This is a genomic window from Citrobacter sp. wls706, from assembly GCF_005281305.1.
GTDB lineage: Bacteria > Pseudomonadota > Gammaproteobacteria > Enterobacterales > Enterobacteriaceae > Citrobacter > Citrobacter werkmanii.
On sequence record NZ_SZXG01000004.1, the window covers coordinates 161,672 to 188,044 of the forward strand.

25 protein-coding genes and 1 other annotated feature are annotated in these 26,373 nt (G+C 53.4%); of the genes, 8 read left to right on the forward strand and 17 right to left on the reverse strand.

Features of this window, described 5'->3' with window-relative positions; all coding sequences use genetic code 11:
- Positions 1 to 21: 21 nt before the first annotated feature.
- Both msyB and satP read left to right on the forward strand, forming a co-directional pair.
- Positions 22 to 735 (forward strand): acidic protein MsyB, encoded by a 714-nt coding sequence (msyB, locus tag FDW92_RS00870; RefSeq protein ID WP_042312471.1) that lies wholly within the window; start codon positions 22 to 24, stop codon positions 733 to 735.
- Between the two features lie 148 nt (positions 736 to 883).
- Positions 884 to 1,450, forward strand: a complete 567-nt coding sequence (gene satP, locus FDW92_RS00875; RefSeq protein WP_042312473.1) for an acetate uptake transporter — start codon at positions 884 to 886, stop codon at positions 1,448 to 1,450.
- A gap of 34 nt (positions 1,451 to 1,484) precedes the next feature.
- Here satP and FDW92_RS00880 read toward each other — a convergent pair whose 3' ends face one another.
- The 3 genes from FDW92_RS00880 to tal all read right to left on the reverse strand — a co-directional run bounded on the left by FDW92_RS00880 (position 1,485) and on the right by tal (position 4,568).
- Positions 1,485 to 2,792: an MFS transporter gene (locus FDW92_RS00880; protein WP_003829746.1), complete on the reverse strand. Its 1,308-nt coding sequence runs from the start codon at positions 2,790 to 2,792 to the stop codon at positions 1,485 to 1,487.
- A gap of 124 nt (positions 2,793 to 2,916) precedes the next feature.
- Positions 2,917 to 3,504 (reverse strand): molybdopterin adenylyltransferase, encoded by a 588-nt coding sequence (gene mog / locus FDW92_RS00885; RefSeq protein ID WP_038637056.1) that lies wholly within the window; start codon positions 3,502 to 3,504, stop codon positions 2,917 to 2,919.
- A 110-nt stretch (positions 3,505 to 3,614) separates the two neighbouring features.
- The gene (tal, locus tag FDW92_RS00890) at positions 3,615 to 4,568 is read right to left on the reverse strand and encodes a transaldolase (RefSeq protein ID WP_005124064.1); all 954 of its coding nucleotides are present in this window, start codon (positions 4,566 to 4,568) and stop codon (positions 3,615 to 3,617) included.
- A gap of 274 nt (positions 4,569 to 4,842) precedes the next feature.
- Here tal and FDW92_RS00895 point away from each other — a divergent pair, with 274 nt between their 5' ends.
- Both FDW92_RS00895 and yaaA read left to right on the forward strand, forming a co-directional pair.
- Positions 4,843 to 6,273: a sodium:alanine symporter family protein gene (locus tag FDW92_RS00895; protein WP_061382884.1), complete on the forward strand. Its 1,431-nt coding sequence runs from the start codon at positions 4,843 to 4,845 to the stop codon at positions 6,271 to 6,273.
- A gap of 77 nt (positions 6,274 to 6,350) precedes the next feature.
- Positions 6,351 to 7,124, forward strand: coding sequence for a peroxide stress protein YaaA (gene yaaA / locus FDW92_RS00900; RefSeq protein WP_042312480.1), 774 nt, complete (start codon positions 6,351 to 6,353; stop codon positions 7,122 to 7,124).
- A gap of 84 nt (positions 7,125 to 7,208) precedes the next feature.
- On the opposite strand, the gene thrC is transcribed toward yaaA, so the two are convergent.
- The 6 genes from thrC to yjjY form a co-directional block, all read right to left on the reverse strand.
- Positions 7,209 to 8,495 (reverse strand): threonine synthase, encoded by a 1,287-nt coding sequence (gene thrC, locus FDW92_RS00905; protein WP_042312482.1) that lies wholly within the window; start codon positions 8,493 to 8,495, stop codon positions 7,209 to 7,211.
- A gap of 3 nt (positions 8,496 to 8,498) precedes the next feature.
- Positions 8,499 to 9,428: a homoserine kinase gene (gene thrB, locus FDW92_RS00910; protein WP_038637046.1), complete on the reverse strand. Its 930-nt coding sequence runs from the start codon at positions 9,426 to 9,428 to the stop codon at positions 8,499 to 8,501.
- 1 nt (position 9,429) lies between these two features.
- The gene (gene thrA / locus FDW92_RS00915) at positions 9,430 to 11,892 is read right to left on the reverse strand and encodes a bifunctional aspartate kinase/homoserine dehydrogenase I (RefSeq protein WP_042312486.1); all 2,463 of its coding nucleotides are present in this window, start codon (positions 11,890 to 11,892) and stop codon (positions 9,430 to 9,432) included.
- 23 nt (positions 11,893 to 11,915) lie between these two features.
- Positions 11,916 to 12,042, reverse strand: a sequence feature (Thr leader region).
- A complete protein-coding gene (thrL, locus tag FDW92_RS00920; protein ID WP_032337689.1) occupies positions 11,972 to 12,037 on the reverse strand; it encodes a thr operon leader peptide in 66 nt (21 codons plus the stop codon). It overlaps the preceding feature by 66 nt.
- A gap of 206 nt (positions 12,043 to 12,248) precedes the next feature.
- Positions 12,249 to 12,935 carry a tRNA/rRNA methyltransferase gene (locus FDW92_RS00925; protein ID WP_042312489.1) on the reverse strand — a complete coding sequence of 229 codons (687 nt, stop codon included), beginning with the start codon at positions 12,933 to 12,935 and terminating at the stop codon, positions 12,249 to 12,251.
- Between the two features lie 398 nt (positions 12,936 to 13,333).
- Positions 13,334 to 13,474 carry a protein YjjY gene (yjjY, locus tag FDW92_RS00930; protein ID WP_042998021.1) on the reverse strand — a complete coding sequence of 47 codons (141 nt, stop codon included), beginning with the start codon at positions 13,472 to 13,474 and terminating at the stop codon, positions 13,334 to 13,336.
- 95 nt (positions 13,475 to 13,569) lie between these two features.
- Between yjjY and arcA the strand changes: the two genes are divergently transcribed.
- The gene (gene arcA, locus FDW92_RS00935) at positions 13,570 to 14,286 is read left to right on the forward strand and encodes a two-component system response regulator ArcA (RefSeq protein WP_001194359.1); all 717 of its coding nucleotides are present in this window, start codon (positions 13,570 to 13,572) and stop codon (positions 14,284 to 14,286) included.
- A 61-nt stretch (positions 14,287 to 14,347) separates the two neighbouring features.
- Here arcA and creD read toward each other — a convergent pair whose 3' ends face one another.
- The 4 genes from creD to creA are packed head-to-tail and all read right to left on the reverse strand — an operon-like array spanning position 14,348 to position 18,366.
- Positions 14,348 to 15,709 (reverse strand): cell envelope integrity protein CreD, encoded by a 1,362-nt coding sequence (gene creD / locus FDW92_RS00940; protein WP_042312491.1) that lies wholly within the window; start codon positions 15,707 to 15,709, stop codon positions 14,348 to 14,350.
- A gap of 57 nt (positions 15,710 to 15,766) precedes the next feature.
- A complete protein-coding gene (gene creC / locus FDW92_RS00945) occupies positions 15,767 to 17,191 on the reverse strand; it encodes a two-component system sensor histidine kinase CreC (RefSeq protein WP_042312494.1) in 1,425 nt (474 codons plus the stop codon).
- Entirely contained in the window at positions 17,191 to 17,880 is a 690-nt protein-coding gene (creB, locus tag FDW92_RS00950) for a two-component system response regulator CreB (RefSeq protein ID WP_042312498.1), read from the reverse strand. The genes creC and creB overlap by 1 nt, the downstream gene beginning before the upstream one ends.
- 12 nt (positions 17,881 to 17,892) lie before the next feature.
- Positions 17,893 to 18,366, reverse strand: coding sequence for a protein CreA (gene creA, locus FDW92_RS00955; RefSeq protein WP_042312501.1), 474 nt, complete (start codon positions 18,364 to 18,366; stop codon positions 17,893 to 17,895).
- 211 nt (positions 18,367 to 18,577) lie between these two features.
- On the opposite strand from creA, the gene robA reads away from it, so the two are divergent.
- Complete coding sequence (robA, locus tag FDW92_RS00960; RefSeq protein ID WP_038637031.1) at positions 18,578 to 19,447, forward strand: MDR efflux pump AcrAB transcriptional activator RobA; 870 nt, start codon at positions 18,578 to 18,580, stop codon at positions 19,445 to 19,447.
- On the opposite strand, the gene gpmB is transcribed toward robA, so the two are convergent.
- Complete coding sequence (gene gpmB, locus FDW92_RS00965; RefSeq protein WP_006686609.1) at positions 19,444 to 20,091, reverse strand: 2,3-diphosphoglycerate-dependent phosphoglycerate mutase GpmB; 648 nt, start codon at positions 20,089 to 20,091, stop codon at positions 19,444 to 19,446. The genes robA and gpmB overlap by 4 nt on opposite strands.
- A 52-nt stretch (positions 20,092 to 20,143) precedes the next feature.
- On the opposite strand from gpmB, the gene yjjX reads away from it, so the two are divergent.
- Positions 20,144 to 20,659, forward strand: coding sequence for an inosine/xanthosine triphosphatase (gene yjjX / locus FDW92_RS00970; protein ID WP_042312503.1), 516 nt, complete (start codon positions 20,144 to 20,146; stop codon positions 20,657 to 20,659).
- Positions 20,660 to 20,716: 57 nt separating this feature from the next.
- Here yjjX and trpR read toward each other — a convergent pair whose 3' ends face one another.
- Positions 20,717 to 21,043, reverse strand: a complete 327-nt coding sequence (gene trpR, locus FDW92_RS00975) for a trp operon repressor (protein WP_032934222.1) — start codon at positions 21,041 to 21,043, stop codon at positions 20,717 to 20,719.
- Between the two features lie 89 nt (positions 21,044 to 21,132).
- Complete coding sequence (gene sltY, locus FDW92_RS00980) at positions 21,133 to 23,070, reverse strand: murein transglycosylase (protein ID WP_038637023.1); 1,938 nt, start codon at positions 23,068 to 23,070, stop codon at positions 21,133 to 21,135.
- 207 nt (positions 23,071 to 23,277) lie between these two features.
- Between sltY and ettA the strand changes: the two genes are divergently transcribed.
- A complete protein-coding gene (gene ettA / locus FDW92_RS00985) occupies positions 23,278 to 24,945 on the forward strand; it encodes an energy-dependent translational throttle protein EttA (RefSeq protein ID WP_042312506.1) in 1,668 nt (555 codons plus the stop codon).
- Between the two features lie 82 nt (positions 24,946 to 25,027).
- On the opposite strand, the gene nadR is transcribed toward ettA, so the two are convergent.
- Positions 25,028 to 26,260, reverse strand: coding sequence for a multifunctional transcriptional regulator/nicotinamide-nucleotide adenylyltransferase/ribosylnicotinamide kinase NadR (gene nadR, locus FDW92_RS00990; protein WP_042312507.1), 1,233 nt, complete (start codon positions 26,258 to 26,260; stop codon positions 25,028 to 25,030).
- Positions 26,261 to 26,373 lie beyond the last annotated feature (113 nt).

Here is a 26,373-nt window from a genome sequence, read left to right on the forward strand (position 1 = left end):
TATTCAGAAGCCATAGAAAACATGAATGTCACGTATTTGCATGACGACGACCTCGACTTTCTGCAGCATTGCAGTGAGGAACAACTCGCCACGATTACTCGCCTGTTAACGCATAATGAAAAAGGGAAAGCCCGTCTGTCGAGCGTTCTGAGCCACAACGAATTATTTAAATCGATGGAAGGACACCCGGAACAGCACCGCCGCAACTGGCAACTGATCGCCGGAGAACTTCAGCATTATGGTGGCGACAGCATTGCCAATAAACTTCGTGGCCATGGAAAGCTGTATCGGGCGATTTTGCTGGATGTTTCGAAGCGCTTGAAGCTTAAAGCCGACAAAGCGATGTCCACGTACGAAATTGAACAATATTTGCTGGAACACTTTCTACGGAATGCCTGGCAAAAAATGGATGCCGGGCATAAGCAGGAATTTCTGCAGGCGGTCGATGCAAAAGTCTCTGAACTGGAAGAGTTACTGCCGCTATTGATGAAGGATCGCCATCTGGCGACTGGCATTTCTCACCTGCTCTCCAGCCAACTCACTCAGATCCTGCGTACCCATGCCGCAGTGAGCGTCATTGGGCATGGATTGCTACGCGGTGCTGGGCTTGGCGGCCCGGTCGGCGCGGCTTTAAACGGGGTTAAAGCGGTGAGCGGCAGCGCCTATCGCGTGACGATTCCGGCGGTGCTACAAATCGCCTGTCTGCGCAGAATGATCAACAGCGCACAAGCGTGATGCCCATCACAGGGAAAATAATTCATTTTCCCTTCGTTAGATCATAGACAGTGCCCTCTCCCCTGATTATTATGCCGCGCCCCGAAGACAGTGATCGTTATTTGGGGAAACTATTTCACCATTCAATCAATGATGATTTTGAGGAATTATGGGCAACACTAAGTTGGCTAATCCGGCACCGCTGGGCCTGATGGGCTTTGGCATGACCACCATTCTGCTTAACCTGCATAACGCGGGTTTCTTCGCCTTTGACGTTATTATTCTGGCGATGGGCATTTTCTACGGCGGTATCGCGCAAATTTTTGCCGGGCTGCTGGAATATAAAAAAGGCAACACCTTCGGTTTAACCGCCTTTACCTCCTACGGCTCGTTCTGGCTGACGCTGGTTGCGATCCTGATCATGCCGAAAATGGGCCTGGCGGATGCAACCAACGGCCAGTTCCTGGGCGTATACCTGGGTCTGTGGGGCGTGTTCACACTGTTCATGTTCTTCGGCACGCTGAAAGCTGCTCGTGCGCTACAGTTTGTCTTCCTGAGCCTGACGGTGCTGTTCGCACTGCTGGCCGTGGGCAACATTGCAGGTAACGAAGCGATCATCCACGTTGCTGGCTGGGTTGGCTTAGTGTGTGGCGCAAGCGCCATTTACCTGGCGATGGGCGAAGTGCTGAACGAACAGTTTGGCCGTACCATCCTGCCGATTGGTGAAACACACTAATCTGACGCTATCCCCCCGAACGGGGGGATATTCCTTACAAGCGCTGTAACTCTCCCTGCACGCTGGTATCGCGATGATAAATATCCTGTCGCAGCCAAATCCCCAGTCCTAATCCCACCAGCGATAACGCCAGTACATACCAGGCAGGAGCCATTGGCGACACGCTCATTAACATCGTCACGGCGATTGGCGTCAGACCACCAAAAATGGCGTACGAAACGTTGTAAGAAAACGAGATACCGGTAAAGCGGACTTCCGCTGGAAACGCTCGTACCATGACATAAGGCACTGCCCCCACCACGCCAACGCACAAGCCCACCAGCCCATACAACAGGAACAAATGCTGAGGATGGCTACCGGTCAGATGATAGAAAAACCAGCTCGAACAGGCCAGCAGCAGGCTACCGACAATAAAGGTTTTGCTGGCGCCAACCCGGTCGACAATAAACCCGGCCAGCAGACAACCGACGCACAGCATAATGGTCGCGACGCTGTTGGCTTGTAACGTCAATGCTGGCGCAAAGCCATACTGCTTTTGCAACCAGACTGGCGACATCAGGATCACCACCACAATCCCGGCCGATAACAGCCAGGTCAGCAGCATGGAAATGACCACCGCTTTTTTATGTTTGCTCACCACCGACTTCACCGGTAGCTCTTGTGCCAACGCTTTACGCTGCTGCATTTCGAGGAAGATAGGCGTTTCCTGCAGCCAGCGGCGCAGATACATCGCCACCAGCCCAAACACGCCGCCCAGCAGGAAAGGAATACGCCAGCCGTAGTCATGCACCGCTTGCTGCGTCAGGCTGGTGTTCACCAGCGTTGCAACCACCGAACCCAGCAGAATCCCCACCGTCAGCCCGGCGGTCAGCGTTCCACAGGCAATGCCGATGCGACGCTCCGGTACGTGTTCCGCCACGAACACCCACGCCCCCGGCACTTCTCCCCCAATGGCAGCCCCCTGCAAAATGCGCATCAGTAATAACAGTAACGGCGCAAGGATCCCCATGGAGGCATAGGTAGGCAACAAACCAATCGCCAGCGTCGGTATCGCCATCAGCAAAATGCTCAGGGTAAACATTTTCTTGCGTCCGACCAGGTCGCCAAAATGCGCCATAATGATGCCGCCCAATGGGCGCGCCAGGTATCCGGCGGCAAAAATGCCGAAGGTTTGTACCTGACGTAGCCATTCAGGGATATCTGCCGGGAAGAAAAGTTCGCCAACAACAGCGGCAAAGAAGACGAAGATAATGAAATCATAAAACTCAAGCGCCCCGCCGAGAGCAGCAAGCGTAAGGGTTTTATAATCCTGGCGATTTAGCGGTCGAGTGTGTTGTGACATAGCAAACCATGAGTCAGTGGAGTAATTGATTATGTCTGTCGATATATGTAAAGCAAAAATTACTATATCGTAAACAATTCAATACTCCACCTTCATTGTTACTTATATCACGAATAGTCTACTTTCAGGCGTTTGTATCGCGTATTGCGCTTTTAGGGCGAAAAGATGCTACAACTGCCGGTGCAGTTTCGACATAAGGCCCATCTAACAGCTGTATACAATACGGTACACTTGCAAAGATACCTGGCACAATTACCTTACCCTCGGCATCTTTCACGCCTTCCAGCGTTTCTTTGATCGACTTCGGCTGCCCAGGCAGATTCAGGATCAGCGCCTGTTTGCGAATCACCCCAACCTGACGGGAAAGGATTGCGGTTGGCACAAAGTGCAGACTTATCTGGCGCATTTGCTCACCAAAACCTGGCATCTGGCGGTCAGCTACGGCCAGCGTAGCGTCTGGCGTTACGTCGCGACGTGCCGGACCCGTTCCGCCGGTCGTCAGCACCAGATGACAGCTCATTTCATCAACCAGCTCGCATAAGGTCTGTTCGATGATCGCCTGTTCATCCGGGATCAACCGCGTTTGCAGCTCAAAAGGGGTCGTAAGGGCTGATGCCAGCCACTCTTCAAGGGCCGGGATACCTTTATCCTGGTAAACGCCGCTGGAAGCACGGTCAGAAATGGACACCAGGCCAATGCGTAAAGTATTCATGATTATTCCATTTAAACAGTCTCGTTAAACAGAATGATACACTGCGAAAGGAAGGACAGACAGGTTTCAGAAGAGGTAGCGTGACCCCAGTCAGGGCCACGCCGAAATGATTACAGCAGATCGCCGATCATTTTTTCCAGTTTACCCTGGTCTACAGCAAACTTACGGATACCGTCCGCCAGTTTGTCTACAGCCATTGGATCCTGGTTGTGCTGCCACAGGAACTCAGCTTCTGTGATACGTGCCGGACGCGCTTTCACTTCGCCAGAGAAGGACAGTTTACGTTCGATAGCGCCTTCGCTTTCCGCCAGCTCTTTCAGCAGAGCCGGTGCAATCGTCAGACGATCGCAGCCCGCCAGCTCGATGATTTCGCCGATGTTACGGAAGCTCGCGCCCATAACTACGGTTTCGTAACCGTGCTGTTTGTAGTACTCGTAGATTTCCGTTACGGAAACCACACCCGGATCTTCTGCCGGTGCATACTCTTTCTTATCGGTATTGGCTTTGTACCAGTCAAGAATACGACCAACGAACGGAGAAATCAGGTATACGCCAGCTTCTGCACATGCACGCGCCTGCGCGAAGGAGAACAGCAGGGTCAGGTTACAGTTGATGCCTTCTTTTTCCAGCTGCTCAGCAGCACGGATGCCCTGCCAGGTTGAAGCCAGTTTGATCAGAATGCGATCGTTGCTGATGCCAGCATCGTTGTACAGTTTAATCAGACGTTTTGCTTTCGCGATGGATGCGTCGGTGTCGTAGGACAGGCGAGCGTCAACTTCTGTGGAAATGCGACCCGGGACCAGTTTCAGGATCTCCAGACCGATGTTTACCGCCAGTTTGTCGGTCGCGTCGACGACCTGCTGCGCGCGGTCGTTGCTCTGCTGCTTAGCCCAGGCTACAGCGTCATCAATCAGCTTGCGGTATTCCGGGATCTGCGCTGCGTTAAGAATGAGAGAAGGGTTAGTTGTGGCATCCTGAGGCTGATACAGCTTCATTGCCGCGATGTCTCCGGTGTCGGCCACTACTGTGGTGAACTGACGAAGGGAGGTCAATTTGTCCGTCATGATAGCGATTCTCTTTAAACAGCTTGTTAGGGGGATGTAACCGATCTTCCCTGATGATAGCACGACGCACTCTCAGCGCAACCGCCTGGATTGTCCTACCTGCCGCCCAGCCCTGATTACGCATCCCAAAGCCTGAGATGCGCAATTAAGGGGGATACCTATTGTTATGATAAACTCCCGCAATCAATCTGCTTATAAGGTATATACTGGTCGATAATTGGTAGCGCTTACATGGGATTATTCGCGCTTACCGGCATCAACAAGAGGGATGTTAATGCCTGATTTTTTCGCATTTATTAATGAAATACTCTGGGGATCGGTGATGATCTACCTCCTGCTTGGCGCAGGATGTTGGTTCACCTGGCGCACGGGGTTCATCCAGTTTCGCTACATTCGCCAGTTTGGCAGAAGTCTTAAAAACAGCATCAACCCGCAACCGGGCGGTTTAACCTCCTTTCAGGCTTTATGCACCAGTCTTGCCGCGCGGATCGGCAGCGGAAATCTGGCGGGCGTGGCGTTGGCAATCGCCGCAGGCGGCGCGGGAGCCGTTTTCTGGATGTGGGTCTCGGCAGTCATTGGTATGGCAACCTCGTTTGCCGAATGCTCACTTGCGCAACTGTATAAAGAACGCGACAGCAAGGGACAGTTTCGCGGCGGTCCTGCGTGGTATATGGCGCGTGGGCTGGGTATGCGCTGGATGGGCGTGCTTTTTGCCATCTTTTTACTCATCGCATATGGGCTGATTTTTAACAGCGTGCAGGCAAACTCGGTCTCGCGCGCACTTGCTTTTGCCTTCGATATCCCTCCCCTCTTCTCCGGTATCGTCCTGGCTATCGCATCATTACTGGTCATCGTCGGCGGTATTAAAGGCGTTGCCCGTCTGATGCAATGGTTTGTTCCGGTAATGGCTCTGTTGTGGGTCGGTTGTAGCCTCGTCATCTGCCTTTGGCATTTCGCTCAGCTTCCCGACATTATCATGACCATCGTTAAAAGCGCCTTTGGCTGGCAGGAAGCCGCCGCCGGCGCCGCCGGATACACGCTAAGCCAGGCCATTGCCAGCGGCTTTCAACGCGGTATGTTCTCGAATGAGGCCGGAATGGGCTCAACCCCGAACGCCGCCGCCTCGGCTGCCTCCTGGCCTCCGCATCCTGCGGCACAAGGCATTGTGCAAATGATTGGTGTTTTAGGCGATACGCTGATTCTCTGTACGGCCAGCGCGATGATCGTTCTGCTGGCGGGTAATGGCACCAGTTCCATGCCCATTGAAGGCATCCAGTTGCTGCAGAGAGCGATGGTCTCGCTGACGGGTGAATGGGGCGCCGGATTCGTCGCCTTTATTGTGATCCTGTTTGCCTTTAGCTCTATCGTCGCCAACTACATCTATGCGGAAAACAACCTTGTTTTCCTGAAGCTGGACAATATCCGGGTAATTTGGCTATTACGTATCGCGACCGTGAGCACCGTTGTCGGCGGCACATTACTCAGCTTCCCGCTGCTCTGGCAACTTGCCGACATCATCATGGCCTGTATGGCTATCACTAACCTGACGGCGATTTTACTGCTCTCGCCGGTTGTCCATACCCTCGCCAGCGACTATCTACGCCAGCGTAAACTCGGAGTGCGCCCGGAATTTGATCCGCGCCGTTATCCTGATATCAGACAGCAGCTTGCGCCTGAAAGCTGGGATGAAACGCCGCGTGATTAGCGCGGCAATCGCAACCATCGATCAATTCTGTCCATTTTTTTGCTAAAGTCGCAGTAAATTTCCTGCAAGGACTGGATATGCTGATTCTGATTTCACCTGCAAAAACGCTCGACTACCAAAGTCCGCTGGCAACCACACGCCACACGCTGCCTGAACTGCTGGATCACTCGCAGCAGCTTATTCACGTGGCGCGCCAACTCTCCGCACCGCAGATTGGCAAGTTGATGGGAATTAGCGACAAGCTGGCTGATCTGAACGCCACCCGTTTCCATGACTGGCAACCCGATTTCACACCGGAGAATGCGCGTCAGGCTATTCTGGCGTTTAAAGGCGACGTCTATACCGGGCTGCAGGCTGAAACCTTCAGCGAAGCGGATTTTGACTTCGCTCAGCAGCATTTACGCATGTTGTCCGGGCTGTACGGCGTGTTGCGTCCGCTGGATTTGATGCAGCCTTACCGTTTGGAGATGGGCATTCGTCTGGCTAATCCAAAGGGTAAAGATCTTTACCAGTTCTGGGGTGATACCATCACCGACAAACTTAACGAAGCACTGGAAGCGCAAGGTGACAGCGTGGTGATTAACCTCGCCTCGGATGAGTATTTTAAATCCGTGAAGCCGAAAAAGCTGAACGCCGAACTTATCAAACCGGTCTTCCTCGATGAGAAGAACGGTAAGTTCAAAGTCATCAGCTTTTATGCCAAAAAAGCGCGTGGCCTGATGAGCCGCTACATCATTGAAAATCGCTTAACGCAGCCAGAGCAACTGACGGCATTTAACAGTGAAGGCTATTTCTTTGATGAAGAAGCGTCAGGGAATGGCGAACTGGTGTTTAAACGCCACGAGCAGTAGTGTACATGCCGGATGGCGGCTAACGCCTTATCCGGCCTACAGGTTTTGTTGGCCCGCTAAGCAAAACGCCAGCGGGCACCACCGTTAACCGCGGGTCATCATCAGCTTACGTAGTGCAGAAAAATCCGCTGGCAGGTGATGAGAGAGCAGCGGCAGGTCCGCGCGCTCCGCCAGCTCTTTTGGCAGAGCCAGCGTAAGCTCAAGAATCTCTTCAACACTTTCCTTAAACTTCGCCGGATGCGCGGTGCCGAGGAACAAGCCATACTCGCCAGGATTCAACTGGTCACGCAGCGCACGGTAAGCCACCGCCGCATGCGGTTCTGAGGTGTACCCCATTTCATGCAGCTCGCGCATCGTATCCTGAGTGGTAGCATCGTCAACGGCGGCATAACCCAGCTCATTCAGACGCCAGATTTTACGGCGGAACAGTTCTTCCACGCGCGGCCAATTGTTCGGCTGGCTGACATCCATCGCGTTGGATAACGTCGCCTGCGTCGCCTTCGGCGCCCACTCGCCTTCTGCAAGGAAGCGTGGAACTGTATCGTTAACGTTGGTCGCCGCGATAAAACGTTTCACCGGCAAGCCCAGCGATTTCGCCAACAATCCGGCGGTCAGATCGCCAAAGTTGCCGCTGGGAACGGAAATAACCAGCTGGTTGCGCGATTCTTGCGGCAGTTGAGCCACAGCTTCAAAGTAGTAACAGATTTGCGCCAGCAGACGGCTGATATTGATTGAGTTAGCCGAGTTCAGCCCCAGCGCTACCTTCAGTTCTTCGTCATCAAACGCCTGTTTCACCAACGCCTGGCAAGCATCAAAATCACCATCAATAGCGACGGTTTCAATGTTACCGCCCAGCGTACAGAACAGTTTTTCCTGTAATGGGCTGATCTTGCCGTTCGGGTAGAGGATCACCACACGAACGTTCGGCAGGCCATAAAACGCATGCGCCACTGCGGCACCGGTATCGCCGGAGGTCGCCGTCAGAATCGTTACCGGTTTGTCGCCGCTGATGTGCGTCAGCATCTGCGCCATAAAGCGTCCGCCAAAGTCTTTAAATGCCAGCGTAGGGCCGTGGAACAGCTCCAGACAGCCAATGTCCGCTGCAACCTGAGCAACCGGCGCCGGGAACGCAAACGCCGCGCGCACGCGCTCTTCCAGAATCTCCTGCGAGATCTCGTCACCAATAAATGCGGAAAGGATCTTAGCGCTGCGGCTAACGAAGTCCTGGTTCAGCATCTCATCCACTTCTGTCAGATTGAATTCCGGCAGATCGTGCGGAAAAAACAACCCCTGATTCTTGCCAAGCCCTTGCGTGACGGCCTGCGCAAAGCTGACCTGTTCGTTATGATCTTTCAGATTATAGAGTTTCATTGATTATCCCAGTACCCGTGCGCCTGCCGTGTCCAACCGGCAAATATGAACAAAGCCTTCCTGATTTTGCAGATAATGTTTAGCCAGCCAGTCTGCGACACGCTGCGCCGTATCCGGCTTATCGCACAAGGCGAACAGCGTCGGCCCTGACCCGGAGATCCCGCTGGCCAGCGCGCCGATTTCCGCTACCGCCTGACGCGCCTGGCTGAAGCCTGGCAGCAAGCGGGTACGATACGGCTCAGCAATGACATCTTTCATCAGCTTCGCGGCCAGAAGAGGCTGACGGGAATAGCAGGCATGGATAAACCCAGCCAGATGCCGCCCGTGGGCGATACAGTCCTGACGGCGATACTGCGCAGGTAAAATGGCCCGCGCTTCCGCCGTCGATACTTTAATCCCCGGATACGCCAGTACCCACAACCACTCATCAAAGCCTGGCACCTGCTGGCTGATAATGCCGTTTTCTTCGATCATTAACTGCATACCGCCCAAAAAGCACGGGGCAACATTATCGTAATGAATACTGCCGGAGATACGTCCTTCCAGCTCACCCATGATCGCCAACAGACGCGTGTCGTTGAGCGGTTTCCCACAATGCTCGTTCATGGCGACCAACGCCGCCACAACGGAACAGGCGCTGGAACCTAATCCGGAGCCAATCGGCATATTTTTTTCCAGCGTCATCGCCACCGGAACGGTTTTACCCAGCTCCTGACAGAATCGCTCCCAGCACTGATAGACGATATTTTCTCGCGGCTCAGAAGGCAGTTTGTCAGCAAAGCGCCCAAGATTATTCAGACTGAACTGGTCGGCTGGCTCAACAGAGACCACATCACCCAATAGCGAACCGTCTACGGGGGTTACCGCCGCCCCAAGCACATCAAACCCGACGCTCATATTGGCACTGGAAGCCGGGGCATAAACTCTCACCATGTCAGACTCCTAACTTCCATGAAAGGGTACGTAGCAGGTCGGCAAATACGCCCGCCGCGGTTACGTCATTCCCCGCGCCGTATCCGCGCAGCACTAACGGTAACGGCTGATAGTAATGGCTATAAAACGCCAACGCGTTTTCACCGTTTTTCACTTTGAACAGCGGATCGTTGCCGTCTACTGCATCAATTTTCACGCGACAGATGCCATCCTCTTCAATATTGCCAACATAGCGCAATACTTTCCCCTCATCACGAGCTTTCGCCACCCGCGCGGCAAAGTCATCATCCAGTTGCGACAACTTCGTCATAAAGGTGGAAACATCGCCGGAATCATCAAATTCTGTTGGCAGAACCGGCTCAATGACAATGTCAGACAGCTCCAGCTCACGCCCGGTTTCACGAGCCAGAATCAGCAGCTTACGCGCCACGTCCGTACCGGAAAGATCGTCACGCGGATCGGGCTCGGTATAACCCAGCTCACGCGCCATGGTGGTCGCCTGGGAGAAGCTCATGCCTTCATCCAGCTTGCCAAAAATAAACGACAGCGAACCGGAAAGAATGCCAGAGAATCGTTGCAGTTCATCGCCTGCACTGAGCAGATTTTGCAGGTTTTCAATAACCGGTAAGCCCGCACCCACGTTGGTGTCATACAGGAATTTACGTCGCGACTTCGCCGCAGCACAACGCAGTTGATGGTAGTAATCCATCGACGACGTATTGGCCTTTTTGTTCGGGGTGACTACATGAAAGCCTTCACGCAGGAAGTCGGCGTACTGATCCGCCACCGCCTGGCTTGAGGTACAGTCGACGATCACCGGATTGAGCAGATGATATTCTTTCACCAGACGAATTAAGCGCCCAAGGTTGAATGGTTCTTTCGCACACTCCAGCTCAGACTGCCAGTTTTCCAGATTCAGACCATGAACGTTGGTCAGCAGGGCCTTCGAGTTCGCCACGCCGCACACGCGCAGATCGATATGCTTGTTTTTCAGCCAGGTTTGCTGACGTTTAAGCTGCTCCAGCAGCGCACCGCCCACGCCACCGACGCCAATCACAAACACTTCAATCACCTGATCGGTATTGAATAGCATCTGATGGGTCACGCGTACGCCGGTGGTTGCGTCGTCGTTGTTCACTACCACCGAAATAGAACGCTCAGAAGACCCCTGGGCGATCGCCACGATGTTGATGTTCGCGCGAGCCAGCGCGGCAAAGAATTTCGCCGAGATACCGCGCAGCGTGCGCATACCATCGCCAACGACCGAGATGATAGCCAGACGCTCAGTCACCGCCAGCGGCTCCAGCAGACCTTCTTTCAGTTCGAGATAGAATTCATCCTGCATGGCGCGTTGCGCACGCGCGCAGTCGCCCTGCGGGACACAGAAGCTGATGCTGTATTCAGAAGAGGATTGGGTAATCAGCACCACCGAGATGCCTGCACGCGACATCGCGGCGAAAACGCGCGCCGCCATGCCCACCATACCTTTCATTCCAGGGCCGGAGACGCTAAACATTGCCATGTTATTGAGGTTAGAAATACCTTTTACCGGCAAGTCGTCGTCATCGCTGCTGGCGCCGATCAGCGTACCGGGCGCTTGCGGATTGCCGGTATTTTTAATCAGGCACGGGATCTGGAACTGGGCAATAGGGGTAATGGTGCGCGGATGTAGTACTTTAGCGCCGAAGTAAGAAAGCTCCATCGCTTCCTGATAAGACATCGACTTCAGCAGTCGGGCGTCGGGTACCTGACGCGGATCGCAGGTATATACGCCGTCGACATCGGTCCAGATCTCGCAACAGTCCGCACGCAAACAGGCGGCCAGTACGGCGGCGGAGTAGTCAGAGCCATTACGCCCCAGCACCACTAACTCACCTTTTTCATTCCCGGCGGTAAATCCGGCCATCAGAATCATATGGTCCGCAGGAATACGGCTGGCGGCAATGCGGCGCGTAGACTCGGCGATATCAACAGTAGATTCGAGGTAATGGCCTACCGCCAGCAGCTTCTCAACCGGGTCGATGACCGTCACGTTGTGCCCGCGCGCTTCCAGCAGGCCAGCCATGATGGCGATCGACATTTTTTCGCCACGGCAGATAAGCGCGGCATTGATGCTGTCCGGGCACTGCCCCAACAGGCTGATACCGTGCAGGACGTGCTTAATCTGAGCAAATTCTTGTTCAACCAAGGCTTTGAGCTGAGCCAGCGGGAAACCCGGCTGTGCAGCGGCAAGACCAGCTAAAAGCTCTGAGAAAATGCGTTCGGCGTCGCTGATATTGGCTAAAGCATCCTGACCACCGATGGTCTTTTCAATCATCGCCACCAGATGGTTGGTAATTTTGGCGGGGGCAGAGAGAACGGTCGCGACCTGCCCCTGTCTGGCATTGCTTTCCAGAATGTCGGCAACCCGCAGAAATCGCTCTGCATTTGCCACTGATGTACCGCCGAACTTCAACACTCGCATGGTTTACCTCATTGCCTTTGGTCGAAAAAAAAGCCCGCACTGTTTAGGTGCGGGCTTTTTCTTGTGTTTCCTGTACGCGTCAGCCCGCACCGTTACCTGTGGTAATGGTGATGGTTGTGGTAATAGTGATGCTGATGCGTTTCATGATGTTGTGTGCTCTGTAATTATTATCTGTCTGTCTTGTATTCTTTTAGGGTTAAAGTATCTGCTGACCTAAGTCAATAAATTTTTAAATTGATCACATTCCGAAACTTGTTCATGAGCCACTGCTTGCCCTTTTACTTTCAACCAATACAGTATGCCTGCCCCACTTGAAACCAAAACAAAAAACCAATGATAAAACATTAACCAGCATTTTATTTTGTTATATTTTTTTCTATATCATGTAAAAAACGGTGCAGCATTGCCGTGTCTCGCTGCCCTAATAAGCCCATTCGCTGTTGCAGCCAGTCGGTGAGTTTGATGTCGTCAGAAACGTTCAGCGTGGCTAATAAACGTAAAACGCGCGCGCGCAATGCCTGCAACTGAAGTTCATCCGTCACCTCACTATTTTTGGCCGGTTGTTGTATTAAACCTGCTAATTGATAGCAATATACCATTACCGCCTGCCCCAGATTGAGTGAAGGGTAGTCAGCCACCATTGGTACCCCGGTAAGGATATCCGCCAGCGCTAATTCTTCGTTGGTCAGCCCGGAATCTTCGCGCCCAAACACCAGCGCGGCGTGATCCATCCACGCGGATTTTTCCTGCAGCAGAGGAACGAGTTCGACCGGTGTGGCGTAATAATGGAACTTCGCCCGGCTACGCGCCGTGGTCGCAACGGTAAAATCAACGTCGTGCAGCGCTTCGGCTAGCGTTGGAAAAACACTAATATTATCAATAATGTCGCCCGATCCATGTGCAACCCATCGCGTTGCAGGTTCCAGATGGGCCTCGCTGTCCACGATCCGCAATTGGGTGAATCCCATGGTCTTCATCGCGCGGGCAGCCGCACCAATATTTTCCGCTCTGGCAGGGGCAACCAGAATAATTGTTAAACGCATTTCGATACTCTTTTAGCCAGTCGGCAGGTAATAATGTGACCCACATCAACATATTACGCAGCGCGAATTTACATATTTTTAACAGAAATCACTGAAAAAGGATTTCGCATCCGATAAAAAATGCTAAACTATTTCCAACCTGTACTATTGCTTTTTATGTTAACAAAAGTTGCATATCCTGCTGTTTATCCATGATAATTTAATTTAAAATGGATAGCATTGGTTGGATTCATTACATTTATTAATTAGCTCGTGCAACTAGTTGTAATATTGCAATTTTGTGATGAAAGCAAACATTTGGATGCGTTGATTTCATCAAACTGTTAACGTGCTACAATTGAACTTGATATATGTCAACGAAGCGTAGTTTTATTGGGTGTCCGGTACGTCTTAGCCTGTTATGTTGCTGTTAAAATGGTTAGGATGACAGCCGTTTTTGACACTGTCGGGTCCAGAGGGAAACTACCCACGACCAAGCTAATGATGTTGTTGACGTTGATGGAAAGTGCATCAAGAACGCAATTACGTACTTTAGTCATGTTACGCCGATCATGTTAATTTACGGCATGCATCAGGCAGGTCAGGGACTTTTGTACTTCCTGTTTCGATTTAGTTGGCAATTTAGGTAGCAAACATGCAGACCCCGCACATTCTTATCGTTGAAGACGAGTTAGTAACACGCAACACGTTGAAAAGCATTTTCGAAGCAGAAGGCTATGATGTATTCGAAGCGACAGATGGCGCGGAAATGCATCAGATTCTCTCTGAATATGACATCAACCTTGTGATTATGGATATCAATCTGCCTGGGAAAAATGGCCTCCTGTTAGCGCGCGAACTCCGCGAACAAGCTAACGTTGCGCTGATGTTCCTGACGGGCCGTGATAACGAAGTCGATAAAATTCTCGGCCTCGAAATCGGCGCCGACGATTACATCACCAAGCCGTTTAACCCGCGCGAACTGACTATCCGTGCTCGTAACCTGCTGTCGCGTACCATGAATCTGGGTACCGTCAGCGAAGAACGCCGTAGCGTCGAGAGCTACAAGTTCAATGGCTGGGAGCTGGACATCAACAGCCGCTCTCTGATTGGTCCTGATGGCGAGCAGTATAAACTGCCACGCAGCGAATTCCGCGCCATGCTTCACTTCTGTGAGAATCCTGGCAAAATCCAGTCTCGCGCAGAACTGCTGAAAAAAATGACCGGTCGCGAACTGAAGCCACATGACCGTACCGTTGACGTGACTATCCGCCGCATTCGTAAACATTTCGAATCAACGCCGGATACGCCAGAAATCATCGCTACCATCCACGGTGAAGGCTACCGTTTCTGCGGCGACCTGCAGGATTAATTCAATTCTGCTGGGTAAAAAAAACGGCGCTTTATGCGCCGTTTTTCATTTCACCTCTCACCTATTTCCATATACGAAACTTGTCACTCTCATCGGGTTGCGGCTCAGGAAGCGCTTTCGACGTTGGTTTTGGCTGCGCCAGCGAGTGCCAGTCAAGATGACGCGTCAGGAACATCACCCCACACAGCGCGAATAACAGCACGCCGGTACCCAGCAGTAAAGAGCTGTCCTGTGAACGCAGCAGCACCCACATCACGCCATCCAGCGCCAGTAGCGCCACGGTGAACAAAATACTCTTGCGCCACCCCTGTAATATCGCCTGCAGATACACACCGTTCATCAATGCGCCCACAAGGCTTGCCGTAATCCACGCGGCGGTAAAACCAATGTGTTCTGACAACGCCAGCAGCAACAGATAAAACATCACCAGCGATAACCCCACCAGCAGGTACTGCATCGGGTGCAGTCGAAGGCTGGTCATGCTTTCAAGGACAAAGAAAGACATAAAGATCAGCACAATCAGCAAAATGGCATATTTTGTCGCCCTGTCCGTCAGTTGATATTGATCCGCTGGCGTGGCGACAGCAACGCTAAATGCAGGCATTCCCTCCCAGCCAATTTTTTCACCATCAAAGCGTTCTCCGAGGTTATTGGCAAACCAACTGCTTTGCCACTGGGCATTGAATCCAGACTCACTGATTTCGCGCTTCGCCGGAAGAAAATCTCCAAGAAAGTTGGGATGCGGCCAATTGCTGGTTAAGGTCATTTCACTGTTTCGGCCAACCGGAACGACGGAAAAGTCGCCGGTGCCGCTCAAATTAAGCGACAGCGTCATGCTGAGATTTTGCGCCGTCCAGCTCGCATCGGGCAGCGGAATATGGATCCCCTGAGCACGACCAGCCAGCCCCGTTCCAGGCTCAACGGCCAGCGACATGCCGTTAACCAGGGGGGCTTTCACCACGCCGATCCCACGCGCATCACCCACGCCCACCACAATAAACGGTTTGCCCAGTCTGACATTGGGATGGTTTAAATCACTCAAACGTTCAGCGTTAAACTCAGCTTTCACCGCCAAATCGTTATGCCAGACCTGGCCTTCATAAATACCAATTTTACGCGCTTCAACGTTTTGGCTTCCCTCAACGACCAACGATTCCGGTAACCAGAAATGGATATAGCTGCGCTTACGCTGGACCTCTTTACCCTCCTCCAGCTCGGTATAAAGTTCCGTCACCGGAATGGCAATCAACGGGCCGACCATCTTTTGCGGTCCGCTGGTGCTCTGGCGGATTGCATCTTCAACATCATTGCGATAGTCCGATCGCTCAACGATTATCTGCCTGACCATTGTCAGGGGAATTAACAACAGCAGCATAGCGCCGCCTAAGGTGACGATTTTCCAGAACAGGGGTGATTTCAACATAGCGTTCTCCTTTGCAATAGCAGCAAGGTAGAACAGCTATGTGCGGGGAATTTGAAGTTATGTGAAGTGACGGTGAAGCGTAAACGAAGCCTGTGCGCCGCCTTCCGGTCGATTGCGTAAGGTCACCGAGCCTGCATGCAGTCGCGCAACCTCACTGACAAACGCCAGTCCCAATCCGCTGCTCTTAAGCCCATTTTCACGGGGCAGCGAGTAGAAGCGTTCAAAAATACGCGGCAACGCAAAATCAGGGATCCCGCTGCCGCTGTCGGTAACCTGCAATATGATCTGCTCTTCGTGCTGATGCGCACTCAGCACAATCGTCCCGTCCTGTGGCGTAAAGTCGATAGCGTTGTCGAGCAAATTCCCCAATGCCTGCTCCAGCAGCGCGGGATCGGCATCGACGCTAAGCGATGAAGGCATAATGGTCAGCGTGATGTTTTTTGCCGCCAGCTGCACGCTCCGGGCCTCTTTGAGCTGGGCAAACAGCGCATCTACCGCTACTGGCGTCAACGTAATGTCCTGTCGATTCTCCAGTCGCGCCTGGCGTAACAAGGTTTCAACCAGCGCCTGCATGCGCGCATTTTGCGTCAGAATATTATCAGTAAAACGCGCAACCACGTTCGGCGGCGGGCCTTCGCGCAAAATTTCCGCCGCGCCGCGAATGGCCGCCAGCGGGCTTTTGAGTTCGTGCGTTAATGCATAAACGTATTGCTCAATATAATTCTTGCCCTCCAGCTTCAGACGCATACTTTCCAGCGCCTGCGCCAGTTTACGTAGCTCGCTGCTGCCTAAATCAGGTAGTGGGACGGGGCGATTCTCAGTAACGGAATCGGCATAGCGCGCCAGTCGGGCAATAGAACGGTTGATCCACCATACCATTCCGGCGCCAATCACTAAGGCGATCCCCAGCAACACCGCGCTGGCCCACAGCATCCGCCGTTCACTGCGTTTAATCACCGGCGCCATCGCCGCATTGGGTTTGCCGACGCTAAGCACGCCAATAATACGCCCGCCGTCAACGATCGGCGCGGCAACGTACATCACCGAACTTTCCGGATCGTTCGGATTCTGCAACGTACTGCGGGCACCATACTGCCCACGCAACGTTAACCACACATCATTCCAACGGGAGTAGTCCTGGCCGACCGCCTGGTTAGCGGAATCAAACAGCACCTTGCCCTGCGCGTCCGTCATGTAGACATGGTATTCATTACGCACTTTGTTAATGCCGCTGATATTGGCACTGAATGGGCGGTTATGCAGTTGGGAAAATGCCTGCGCCAACTTACCGCTGGCGGGAGCGTCAGACAGCAAGTCATCACGCGCCAGCGCAGCCAGCAACGTGGCGGTATCAATCAATGTGCCTTCCGTCGCCCGGCGGACGCCAGGCTTAATTTCCTGCACAAAGATCGACAACACAAACCAGGCGGCAACGGCGACAATCAGGAAATAGCCGAGCAGCAAACGCATACCAATGCGCATCAGACGCTCCTCAGGCTGTATCCCATACCGCGATGCGTATTAATAGGGGAAAACTCGGGGTTGATGGCGCGCAGCTTGGCGCGCAGCGTTTTGATGTGGGTATCGACCGTTCTGTCGAAGGTGTCCTGCGCATCGGCCCAGACTAAATCCATCAATTGCTGGCGAGAGTAAATGCGCCCCGGCGACATCAGCAGTGTTTTCAGCAACAGGAATTCATAGCGCGTCAGAGTTAACGGTATACCGAACCAGGTAATCTGCGCGGCCAGCTCATTAAGCTCAAAATCCCCGCAGCGCGTCGTTGAGGAAGGAGAGGCGAATTTTTGCACCCGCCGCAGCAGGGTACGTACGCGGGCGCACACCTCACGCGGCGAGAAGGGTTTGGCAACATAATCATCCGCGCCGATTTCCAGCCCCAGCAGACGGTCCACTTCATCGCTGCGCGCGGTGAGAAAGAGGATCGGCAATGCCGGATGGCGTTCAAGTAAACGTCGACACAGTTCAAAACCGCTGATATCCGGTAGGCCGACGTCCAGAATTATCGCATCGGGGCATCTCTGGCGCGCATTTTCCAGCACCGGTAGCCCGCGCTCGAACGCTTCTACGCTAAAACCTTCCTGCTGCAGCATATAGATAAGCGTATCGGCGATTCCCTGCTCATCCTCAACCAACCAGATCAACGGCTGTTGCATTTTGCTTCCTTGTTATTGCCGCCACGGCATGATTGGCACAGCGCTGATGGCATTTTTGGGCGATCCATCAACCACTTTATCTGAATAGGCCAGATAGGCCAGCGCATTACGTTTTGCGTCATAAAAACGTACGACCTGTAAGGATTTAAACACCAGCGAGGTCCGTTTTTTAAACACCACTTCGCCTTGCGCTTTACCGTTCTTGATTCTGTCGCTCAGTTCCACCGGTCCTACCTGCTGGCAGGAGATGGCGGCATCAGAGGTATCCTCAGCCAGCCCCAACCCACCTTTGATGCCGCCGGTCTTGGCACGACTCACGTAGCAGGTCACATTGGTTACATCCGGATCGTCAAACGCCTCGACCACAATTTTATGGTCCGGCCCAAACATTTTGAACACCGTATCGACAGATCCAATCTGCTCCGCATGGGCGACCTGCGCCAACATCAGCAAAATTGAGGAAATGGCTAAGCGCTTATATTTCATATTGTTACCATTCTTAAAAGTTACTCTGAGTAATTATTCGACATTCTAAGATAAAACGTATACAGATCACAGGATTACAATAATCACGCTTTCGAATGTCCAAAAAAAGCATTTATGAGCAAAAAAAACACTGAATGCTAAAACAACAAAAAATGCTATTATCCTCATACCTGACGTCAGGTACTCGTTGTTGAAAGGATGAGGATATTTTATGGATCAGGCTGGCATTATTCGCGACCTATTAATCTGGCTGGAAGGTCATCTGGATCAGCCTTTGTCGCTTGACAATGTGGCGGCAAAAGCAGGCTATTCCAAGTGGCACCTGCAGAGAATGTTTAAGGACGTGACGGGCCATGCTATTGGCGCCTATATCCGCGCCCGTCGTTTATCGAAATCCGCAGTGGCGCTTCGCCTGACTGCGCGCCCTATTTTGGATATTGCCCTGCAATACCGCTTCGACTCTCAACAAACCTTTACCCGCGCGTTCAAGAAACAGTTTTCTCAGACGCCTGCGCTGTATCGCCGCTCGCCGGAATGGAGCGCTTTTGGTATTCGCCCGCCAATGCGACTCGGTGAATTTGCTATGCCTGCGCACGAGTTTGTGACGCTGGAAGATACGCAACTGCTGGGCACCACGCAAAGCTATTCCTGCTCGCTGGAACAGATTTCAGATTTCCGTCATGAAATGCGTATTCAGTTCTGGCGCGACTTCCTTGGCCATGCGCCTTCAATCCCGCCGGTGCTGTACGGGCTGAACGAAACGCGTCCGAGCATTGAAAAGGACGACGAACAGGAAGTGTTTTACACCACGGCATTGACGCCGGAACAAGCCAATGGCTATGTACCGTCGGCGCAGCCTATCCTGCTGCAGGGCGGCGAGTACGTGATGTTTACCTATGAAGGGCTGGGGACCGGCGTACAGGAGTTTATCCTGACGGTATACGGCACCTGCATGCCGATGCTAAACCTGACCCGCCGTAAAGGGCAGGATATCGAGCGATACTACCCGGCAGAAGATGCCAAAGCGGGAGATCGCCCGATCAACCTGCGCTGCGAATTCCTGATACCGATTCGCCGCTAACGCTGCAGCTCATCCAACGCAGGGGCGTCCAGATGTGAGATGTCCCCTGCCGTTTCAACCACCCATCCCGGCGCAAGCCATAAACTTTCCTGGTAATCAACGCGGGAAATTGAGCAATTGCGCAGACGCAAGCGACGTTCAGCCCATGCCGGCAATCCCAGAATCGTACTCACCAGGCAGCCCAGCGCGATACCGTGGCTCACCAACAGTGGGCGGCTCCCCTGCGGAAGGTCCAGGCAGGCTGCTAGCGCCGCGTTGACGCGATCGCTCAGCTCCTGCATCGATTCCCCTTCCGGAATACGCCCATCAACCGTACCGTTCACCAACTGGCGACGCCAACCCTCTTCTTCTGGCGTCAGCGTGTCGATATGGCGTTTTTCCAGCACGCCCATATTCAGTTCACGCAGCCGGGAGTCATAAGTGATATCACAACCACAAGCCTGAGCGATGATTTCTGCTGTGCGTCGTGTACGACCTAAATCACTACTGATGACATGCGTAATACCCAACGAGCGGGCGCGTTCACCAACCTGCATGGCCTGCTGCTCACCTTTAGCGGTCAGTGGGCTGTCTGACTGGCCTTGAATACGTCGCTCGGCGTTCCACTGCGTTTCACCATGGCGAACAAGGTATACCTGTAACATGCTTTTTTTCCGTTATACTGCGATGCGATGAATTTTCAAACTGAGCTTTATTATGCACAAGGTTATCTCTGCTACCACCAATCCTGCCAAAATTCAGGCAATTCTCCGGGCATTTGAAGAGATTTTCGGGGAAGGATCCTGCCATATCGAACCCGTCGCCGTCGAGAGCGGCGTACCGGAACAGCCTTTTGGAAGCCAGGAAACGCGCACTGGCGCACGAAATCGCGTGGATAATGCGCGACGCCTGCATCCACAAGCTGATTTCTGGGTAGCCATTGAAGCCGGAATTGACGATGACGCCACCTTCAGTTGGGTGGTGATTGATAACGGCGTTCAGCGCGGTGAAGCGCGATCGGCCACGCTGCCGCTGCCCGCCGTCATTCTCGACAGAGTCCGCCAGGGGGAAGCGCTTGGCCCGGTGATGTCGCAGTACACAGGTATTGATGAGATTGGTCGTAAAGAGGGCGCGATTGGCGTGTTTACCGCGGGTAAGCTGACGCGCTCAAGCGTTTACCATCAGGCGGTGATTCTGGCGTTAAGCCCGTTTCATAACGCGGTGTATCGATAATTATTTGCGCTATGTTGTAGGCCTGATGGCGCTGTGCTTATCAGGCCTACGAGCAAATCAGACGCTTTTCAGCAGTACCTGCTCCAGCCACTGGCGCAGATCCACCGGCGCGGATTTCAGGCTGTTTGAACCGCGCGTAATGGTGGCGATGCCCGCCCCAAGCTCATTTTTCAGCTCGCGCTGGCTCATCTCGCCGCGCAACAGCTCTTCAATGATACGCACGCGCGTGCCCAACGCTTCGCGCTCATCCGGCGTCAACATCAAATTGAGCAGCGGCAGATGTAAATCTTGCTCATAGGCGTGTTTAAGTAAGTCGACAAAACGTAACCACTCCTGGTGACGCTGTTCTGCCATCTCTGCTGAATAGGGTGATTGCTGAGTCATAAGATATCGCCATCGTTGTGGGGGAAGCGTGCTTGCCTCCCCCTTTTGTACTCTTTAACGAGTACGATAGCATAACACAACCGATGCGATCAGTAACGACGTTGCCATTCTGCGTCGCTCATCAGCTCCGGTTTATCGCCAAGGAAATAACGATAGTACGCATCGTAAGCCAGCACGTTCTTCACATAACCTCGCGTCTCTGAGAACGGAATGCTTTCGACAAACGCCACGGCATCAATACGACCTGCGCTATTACCCAGCCAGGTGCGCACGCGCCCCGGTCCGGCATTATAGGCCGCCGATGCAAAGATGCGGTTATTGCCAAATTGCTGATAAACATACTGCAAATAGCTGGTGCCAATGTTGATGTTGGTATCAGGATCCAGCAGTTGACTCGGACTGCTGTAACCCGGAATCGAGAACATTTTCACCGTGTGCGTTGCGGTGCCCGGCATAATCTGCATCAGCCCACTGGCGCCAACCGGCGATTTCACTTTCGGGTTCCAGGCGCTTTCCTGACGCGCGATCGCCATCGCATAACTTGGCGGAATATCTTTCCCACTGGTATAGCGGGTAAACAGATCTTTATAGGCCAGCGGGAAGCGCTCTTCCAGATGATCCCACAGTTTACCGGCGATCGTGGCCTGTACGCTCAGATCCCACCAATGATTGTTAAACGCGTAGCGCGCCAGCTGCGCCTGCTCGGACTTGGTGCGGCTGGTGACCAGATTTGCCCATTCACTGCGCGCGGTATTATCCAGATTCCAGTACATCAGCTCGCGTACGCGCGCCATTTCCGGTCCTTGAGTCAGCGCAGAGTCAACGTTCGCTGGGGCTTTATCCACCTTCAGCTCGTACTCTTCGCCGAGGCGTTGCGCCGCCACCATCGGGTAGAAACCGCGCTGCTGCATGAGTTGATGCAGAATCTCTTTCGCTTCCGCCTCGCGTCCGCGCTCCAGCAGCAGATCCGCTTGCCAGTAGCGCCACTCATCTTTTTCTTTAGCGTCCATCGGCAGACGCGCCAGCCAGGTATTCAGGCCGCGACGATCACCAGTTCCCAGCGCCATCCGCACGCGACGCTCCACAAGCGAGGTAGAATTTGAGCGCATAATCGCATCATCACGCCATTTCGCCTGCTCGTCGGTGACGTCATTGCCCATCAGACGCCAGGCGACGATGTCGCGCAGCTCCTGAGTCTGCTCGTCATTTAGCTGCTGCGCCTGCACCAAAGAGGGGATCATCAGGCGGGCGTTTTCGACATCCTGACGCGCCACGCTGGCAAAAGCCACCGCCGCCATCTGCCGGGTGAAATCCGTTGCGCCAGTGGTGCGCGCAAAGGTCATTACGGTGTTTGGATCGTTAGCCAGCGCGATGATCGCCGACGCAATTGTCTGGTACTCCCCAGGCATTTGCCCGGCCAATGCCGTAACCAGCCCGGTATTACCCGCTTTCATCGCCAGACGAATACGCTCCAGATAAGCCAGCGGATCCTGAGTGCCTGAGGCGCGCCACACGCCGAATAATTTGTCACAGGCGTTCGGCTGACTTTTCCCGGTCAGCCACAGCTCTTTCGCGCCCCGCCAGGCCTCTTCGGTTTGTCCGGTACTCCATTTCGCGAAGTAATAGTTACATTGCGCTTCCGTGGTACCCGGTTTTTCCGGGCTAAACGCCAGCAGTCCACGCCAGTCTTCCCGTCGCGCCAGTTCATTCACAAAACGCGATTGCAGAGTACGCGCCGGGGGCAGCGTCGGGTTGGCGCGCACAAAATTGGTGACGGTAATGGTCGGCTGATTCATCAGATCGTCAGTAATCTGACGATATTCCAGATAGGGATACAGAGGATAGTTCTTCAGGCCGGGCATCATCTGCTCTACGACATCCATCTGTCGGTTGTCCCAGGCCTGCTTAATTTGCGCATAGCGATTGCGCTGCTCATCCAGGGAATCGGCTCGCGCCACTTGACTGACCGTCAGCAGACATACGCTGGCCGCCAGCAGGCGCCAGGTAAATTGTTTGGCTTTGTCCACAAGCTCTTCCTCTTGTCATGTTACGTCTGTGCAGCATCATGCCGCTTAATTCATTCATGCTAACCAGACATTGCAGAATGCGCCACGTCACGGACACTTTTTTACTTTTGTTGCGAGTGAGATCTGCTGGCTGGGATTGGGCAATGAAAAAGGCTACACTTCGCTTTTGATAACTCTATTCATCACTATAAAAGAGGCGAAGTCCACGTGGCTCAATTCGTTTATACCATGCATCGTGTCGGCAAAGTCGTTCCGCCGAAACGTCATATTCTTAAAAACATCTCACTGAGCTTCTTCCCTGGCGCCAAAATCGGTGTACTCGGTCTGAACGGCGCGGGTAAATCTACCCTGCTGCGCATCATGGCCGGCATTGATACCGAAATCGAAGGCGAAGCTCGCCCGCAGCCTGGCATTAAAATCGGTTACCTGCCGCAGGAACCAAAACTGAACCCGGAACACACCGTCCGTGAGTCTGTTGAAGAAGCGGTGGCCGAAGTGGTTAACGCCCTGAAAGGCCTGGATGAAGTGTATGCCAAGTACGCAGAACCGGACGCCGACTTCGATAAACTGGCCGCGCAGCAGGGCAAGTTTGAAGAGATTATTCAGGCGCACGACGGCCATAACCTGAACGTGCAGCTCGAGCGTGCCGCTGACGCCCTGCGTCTGCCGGACTGGGATGCCAAAATCGGGAACCTTTCCGGTGGTGAACGCCGCCGCGTCGCGCTGTGCCGCCTGCTGCTGGAAAAACCAGACATGCTGCTGCTCGACGAACCAACCAACCACCTGGACGCCGAATCCGTCGCCTGGCTGGAACGCTTCCTGCACGACTTCGAAGGGACCGTCGTGGCGATTACCCACGACCGTTACTTCCTCGACAATGTTGCGGGTTGGATTCTGGAGCTGGACCGCGGCGAAGGTATTCCATGGGAAGGCAACTACTCCTCCTGGCTGGAGCAGAAAGATCAGCGTCTGGCGCAGGAAGCTTCTCAGGAAGCCGCTCGTCGTAAATCTATCGAGAAAGAGCTGGAGTGGGTGCGCCAGGGCGCGAAAGGCCGTCAGTCTAAGGGCAAAGCCCGTCTGGCACGCTTTGAAGAGCTGAATAACACCGAATACCAGAAGCGTAACGAAACCAACGAACTGTTTATTCCACCTGGACCTCGTCTGGGCGATAAAGTCGTTGAGGTCAGCAATCTGCGTAAATCCTACGGCGATCGCGTGCTGATCGACGATCTGAGCTTCTCTGTACCGAAAGGCGCTATCGTCGGCATCATCGGTCCGAACGGCGCGGGTAAATCAACCCTGTTCCGTATGATGTCCGGTCAGGAACAGCCCGACAGCGGCACCATCACGCTGGGCGAAACCGTGAAGCTGGCCTCTGTTGACCAGTTCCGTGACGCAATGGATAACAGCAAAACCGTGTGGGAAGAAGTTTCCGGCGGGCTGGATATCATGAAGATCGGCAACACCGAAATGCCAAGCCGTGCTTACGTAGGCCGTTTTAACTTCAAAGGCGTGGATCAGGGGAAACGCGTGGGCGAACTGTCCGGCGGTGAGCGCGGTCGTCTGCACCTGGCCAAGCTGCTGCAGGTTGGCGGCAACATGCTGCTGCTCGATGAACCGACCAACGACCTGGATATCGAAACCCTGCGCGCGCTGGAAAACGCCCTGCTGGAATTCCCGGGCTGCGCGATGGTTATCTCGCACGACCGTTGGTTCCTCGACCGCATCGCGACCCATATTCTGGACTACCAGGATGAAGGTAAAGTGGAGTTCTTCGAAGGTAACTTTACCGAATACGAAGAGTACAAGAAACGCACACTGGGCGCCGATGCTCTGGAGCCGAAGCGTATCAAGTACAAGCGTATTTCTAAGTAATTACCGTTAAGTGCCGTATCCGGTCTACGAGGTTAGTACGACTTGTAGGCCGGATAAGCGCGGCGCCATCCGGCATTAAAACCTAACCCTGCTCACCCATCAATTCTTTCACCAACTCCACGCAGCGCAGGAATCGGCCATCGTAGTCAGGCTCCTGAACGTGCACGAAATTGATATTGTTTTCCTGCAGCATCTCGACCAACAGCGACTGAAACGCTTTTCGGTCAACCGAGCTGCCAAGGCTACGCAAACCATCCGCCACCCATGGAGTGTTGTTTTCCAGCAGGATCACCAGGTCAAAACGGTACTCATCAATCAGCGCCTGCACAAACGGGTGTTCGCGCCCTTCGTACTTTTTACAGAATGCCTGAGTGGTCACGAAATCGGTATCGATAAACGCCACTTTATTGGCATACTTGACAGCAAAATCAATGTATTGCGCTTGTCCGAGGGCAATCTTATCGTAGTCGGAATATTGCAACGCCATCTCGTCGCCGCCCAAATGGGAGAAGACGTAATCACGCCCGTATTCCCACGCACTGGTGGTGTTAAAGATATTGGCGAGCTTGTTCACCAGCGTGGATTTTCCGCTCGACTCCCCGCCAAGGATCGCCACGGTGCGCACGAAAAACGGTTTCACTTCGGTGGGAATATACTCCCAATAGCGAAACGGGTTTTCGCGAATTTGCCCGCCACTGATGTTCATAAACGTTCGTTTCGGATCCACCAGCACCGTTTCGATCCCCAGATGTTTCAGATACTGCGGCGCATCTGACTCTTCAGAGGTGTAGATCCAGTTTGGCTGGATCCCCTTCTCCTGCATAAACGTTTTGATACCGTTGCTCCACACGTCCCAACCGTGCGGATACGGCTCCATACCCTCTTCGTTGAAGGCATGAATTCGGATATTTTTCTGATATTTAAATGTTTGCAGCAGCCAACGTAAACGATCGGGCACCGTCGGCTGTTGCGACATGGCGCTGTCTTCAAACAGGCTGCGATCGCGCGTATCGTCATACCCCATGATGATATGCAGCTCATCGACCTGACTACAGGCGCGCTGGATCAGATAGATGTGGCCGGTGTGCAGCGGATAAAATTTACCGAATACCACACCGATATTTTTCTGCTGGCGCGGAAACTCCAGCCCGAGAAAACGGTGCAACGCCTCCAGCTTTTGCGCGCTGGGGCTTTTGATTTTGGCATTCAGCAGTTGGCTTAAATATCCCTTGGTCATGCCACTGGCATCCGCCACCTGTTGCAGGGTACAGCCCTTTTGCTTTATGGCGGTTTTGAGATAGTCGAACGATGACACAAGAGCCTCCTGCTGGAAAAATCGCGTAACACTGCCTGATGGCGCTTCGCTTATCAGGCCTACAACATCAATCCGTAGGCCGGATAAGACGCATTGCGTCGCCATCCGGCAAA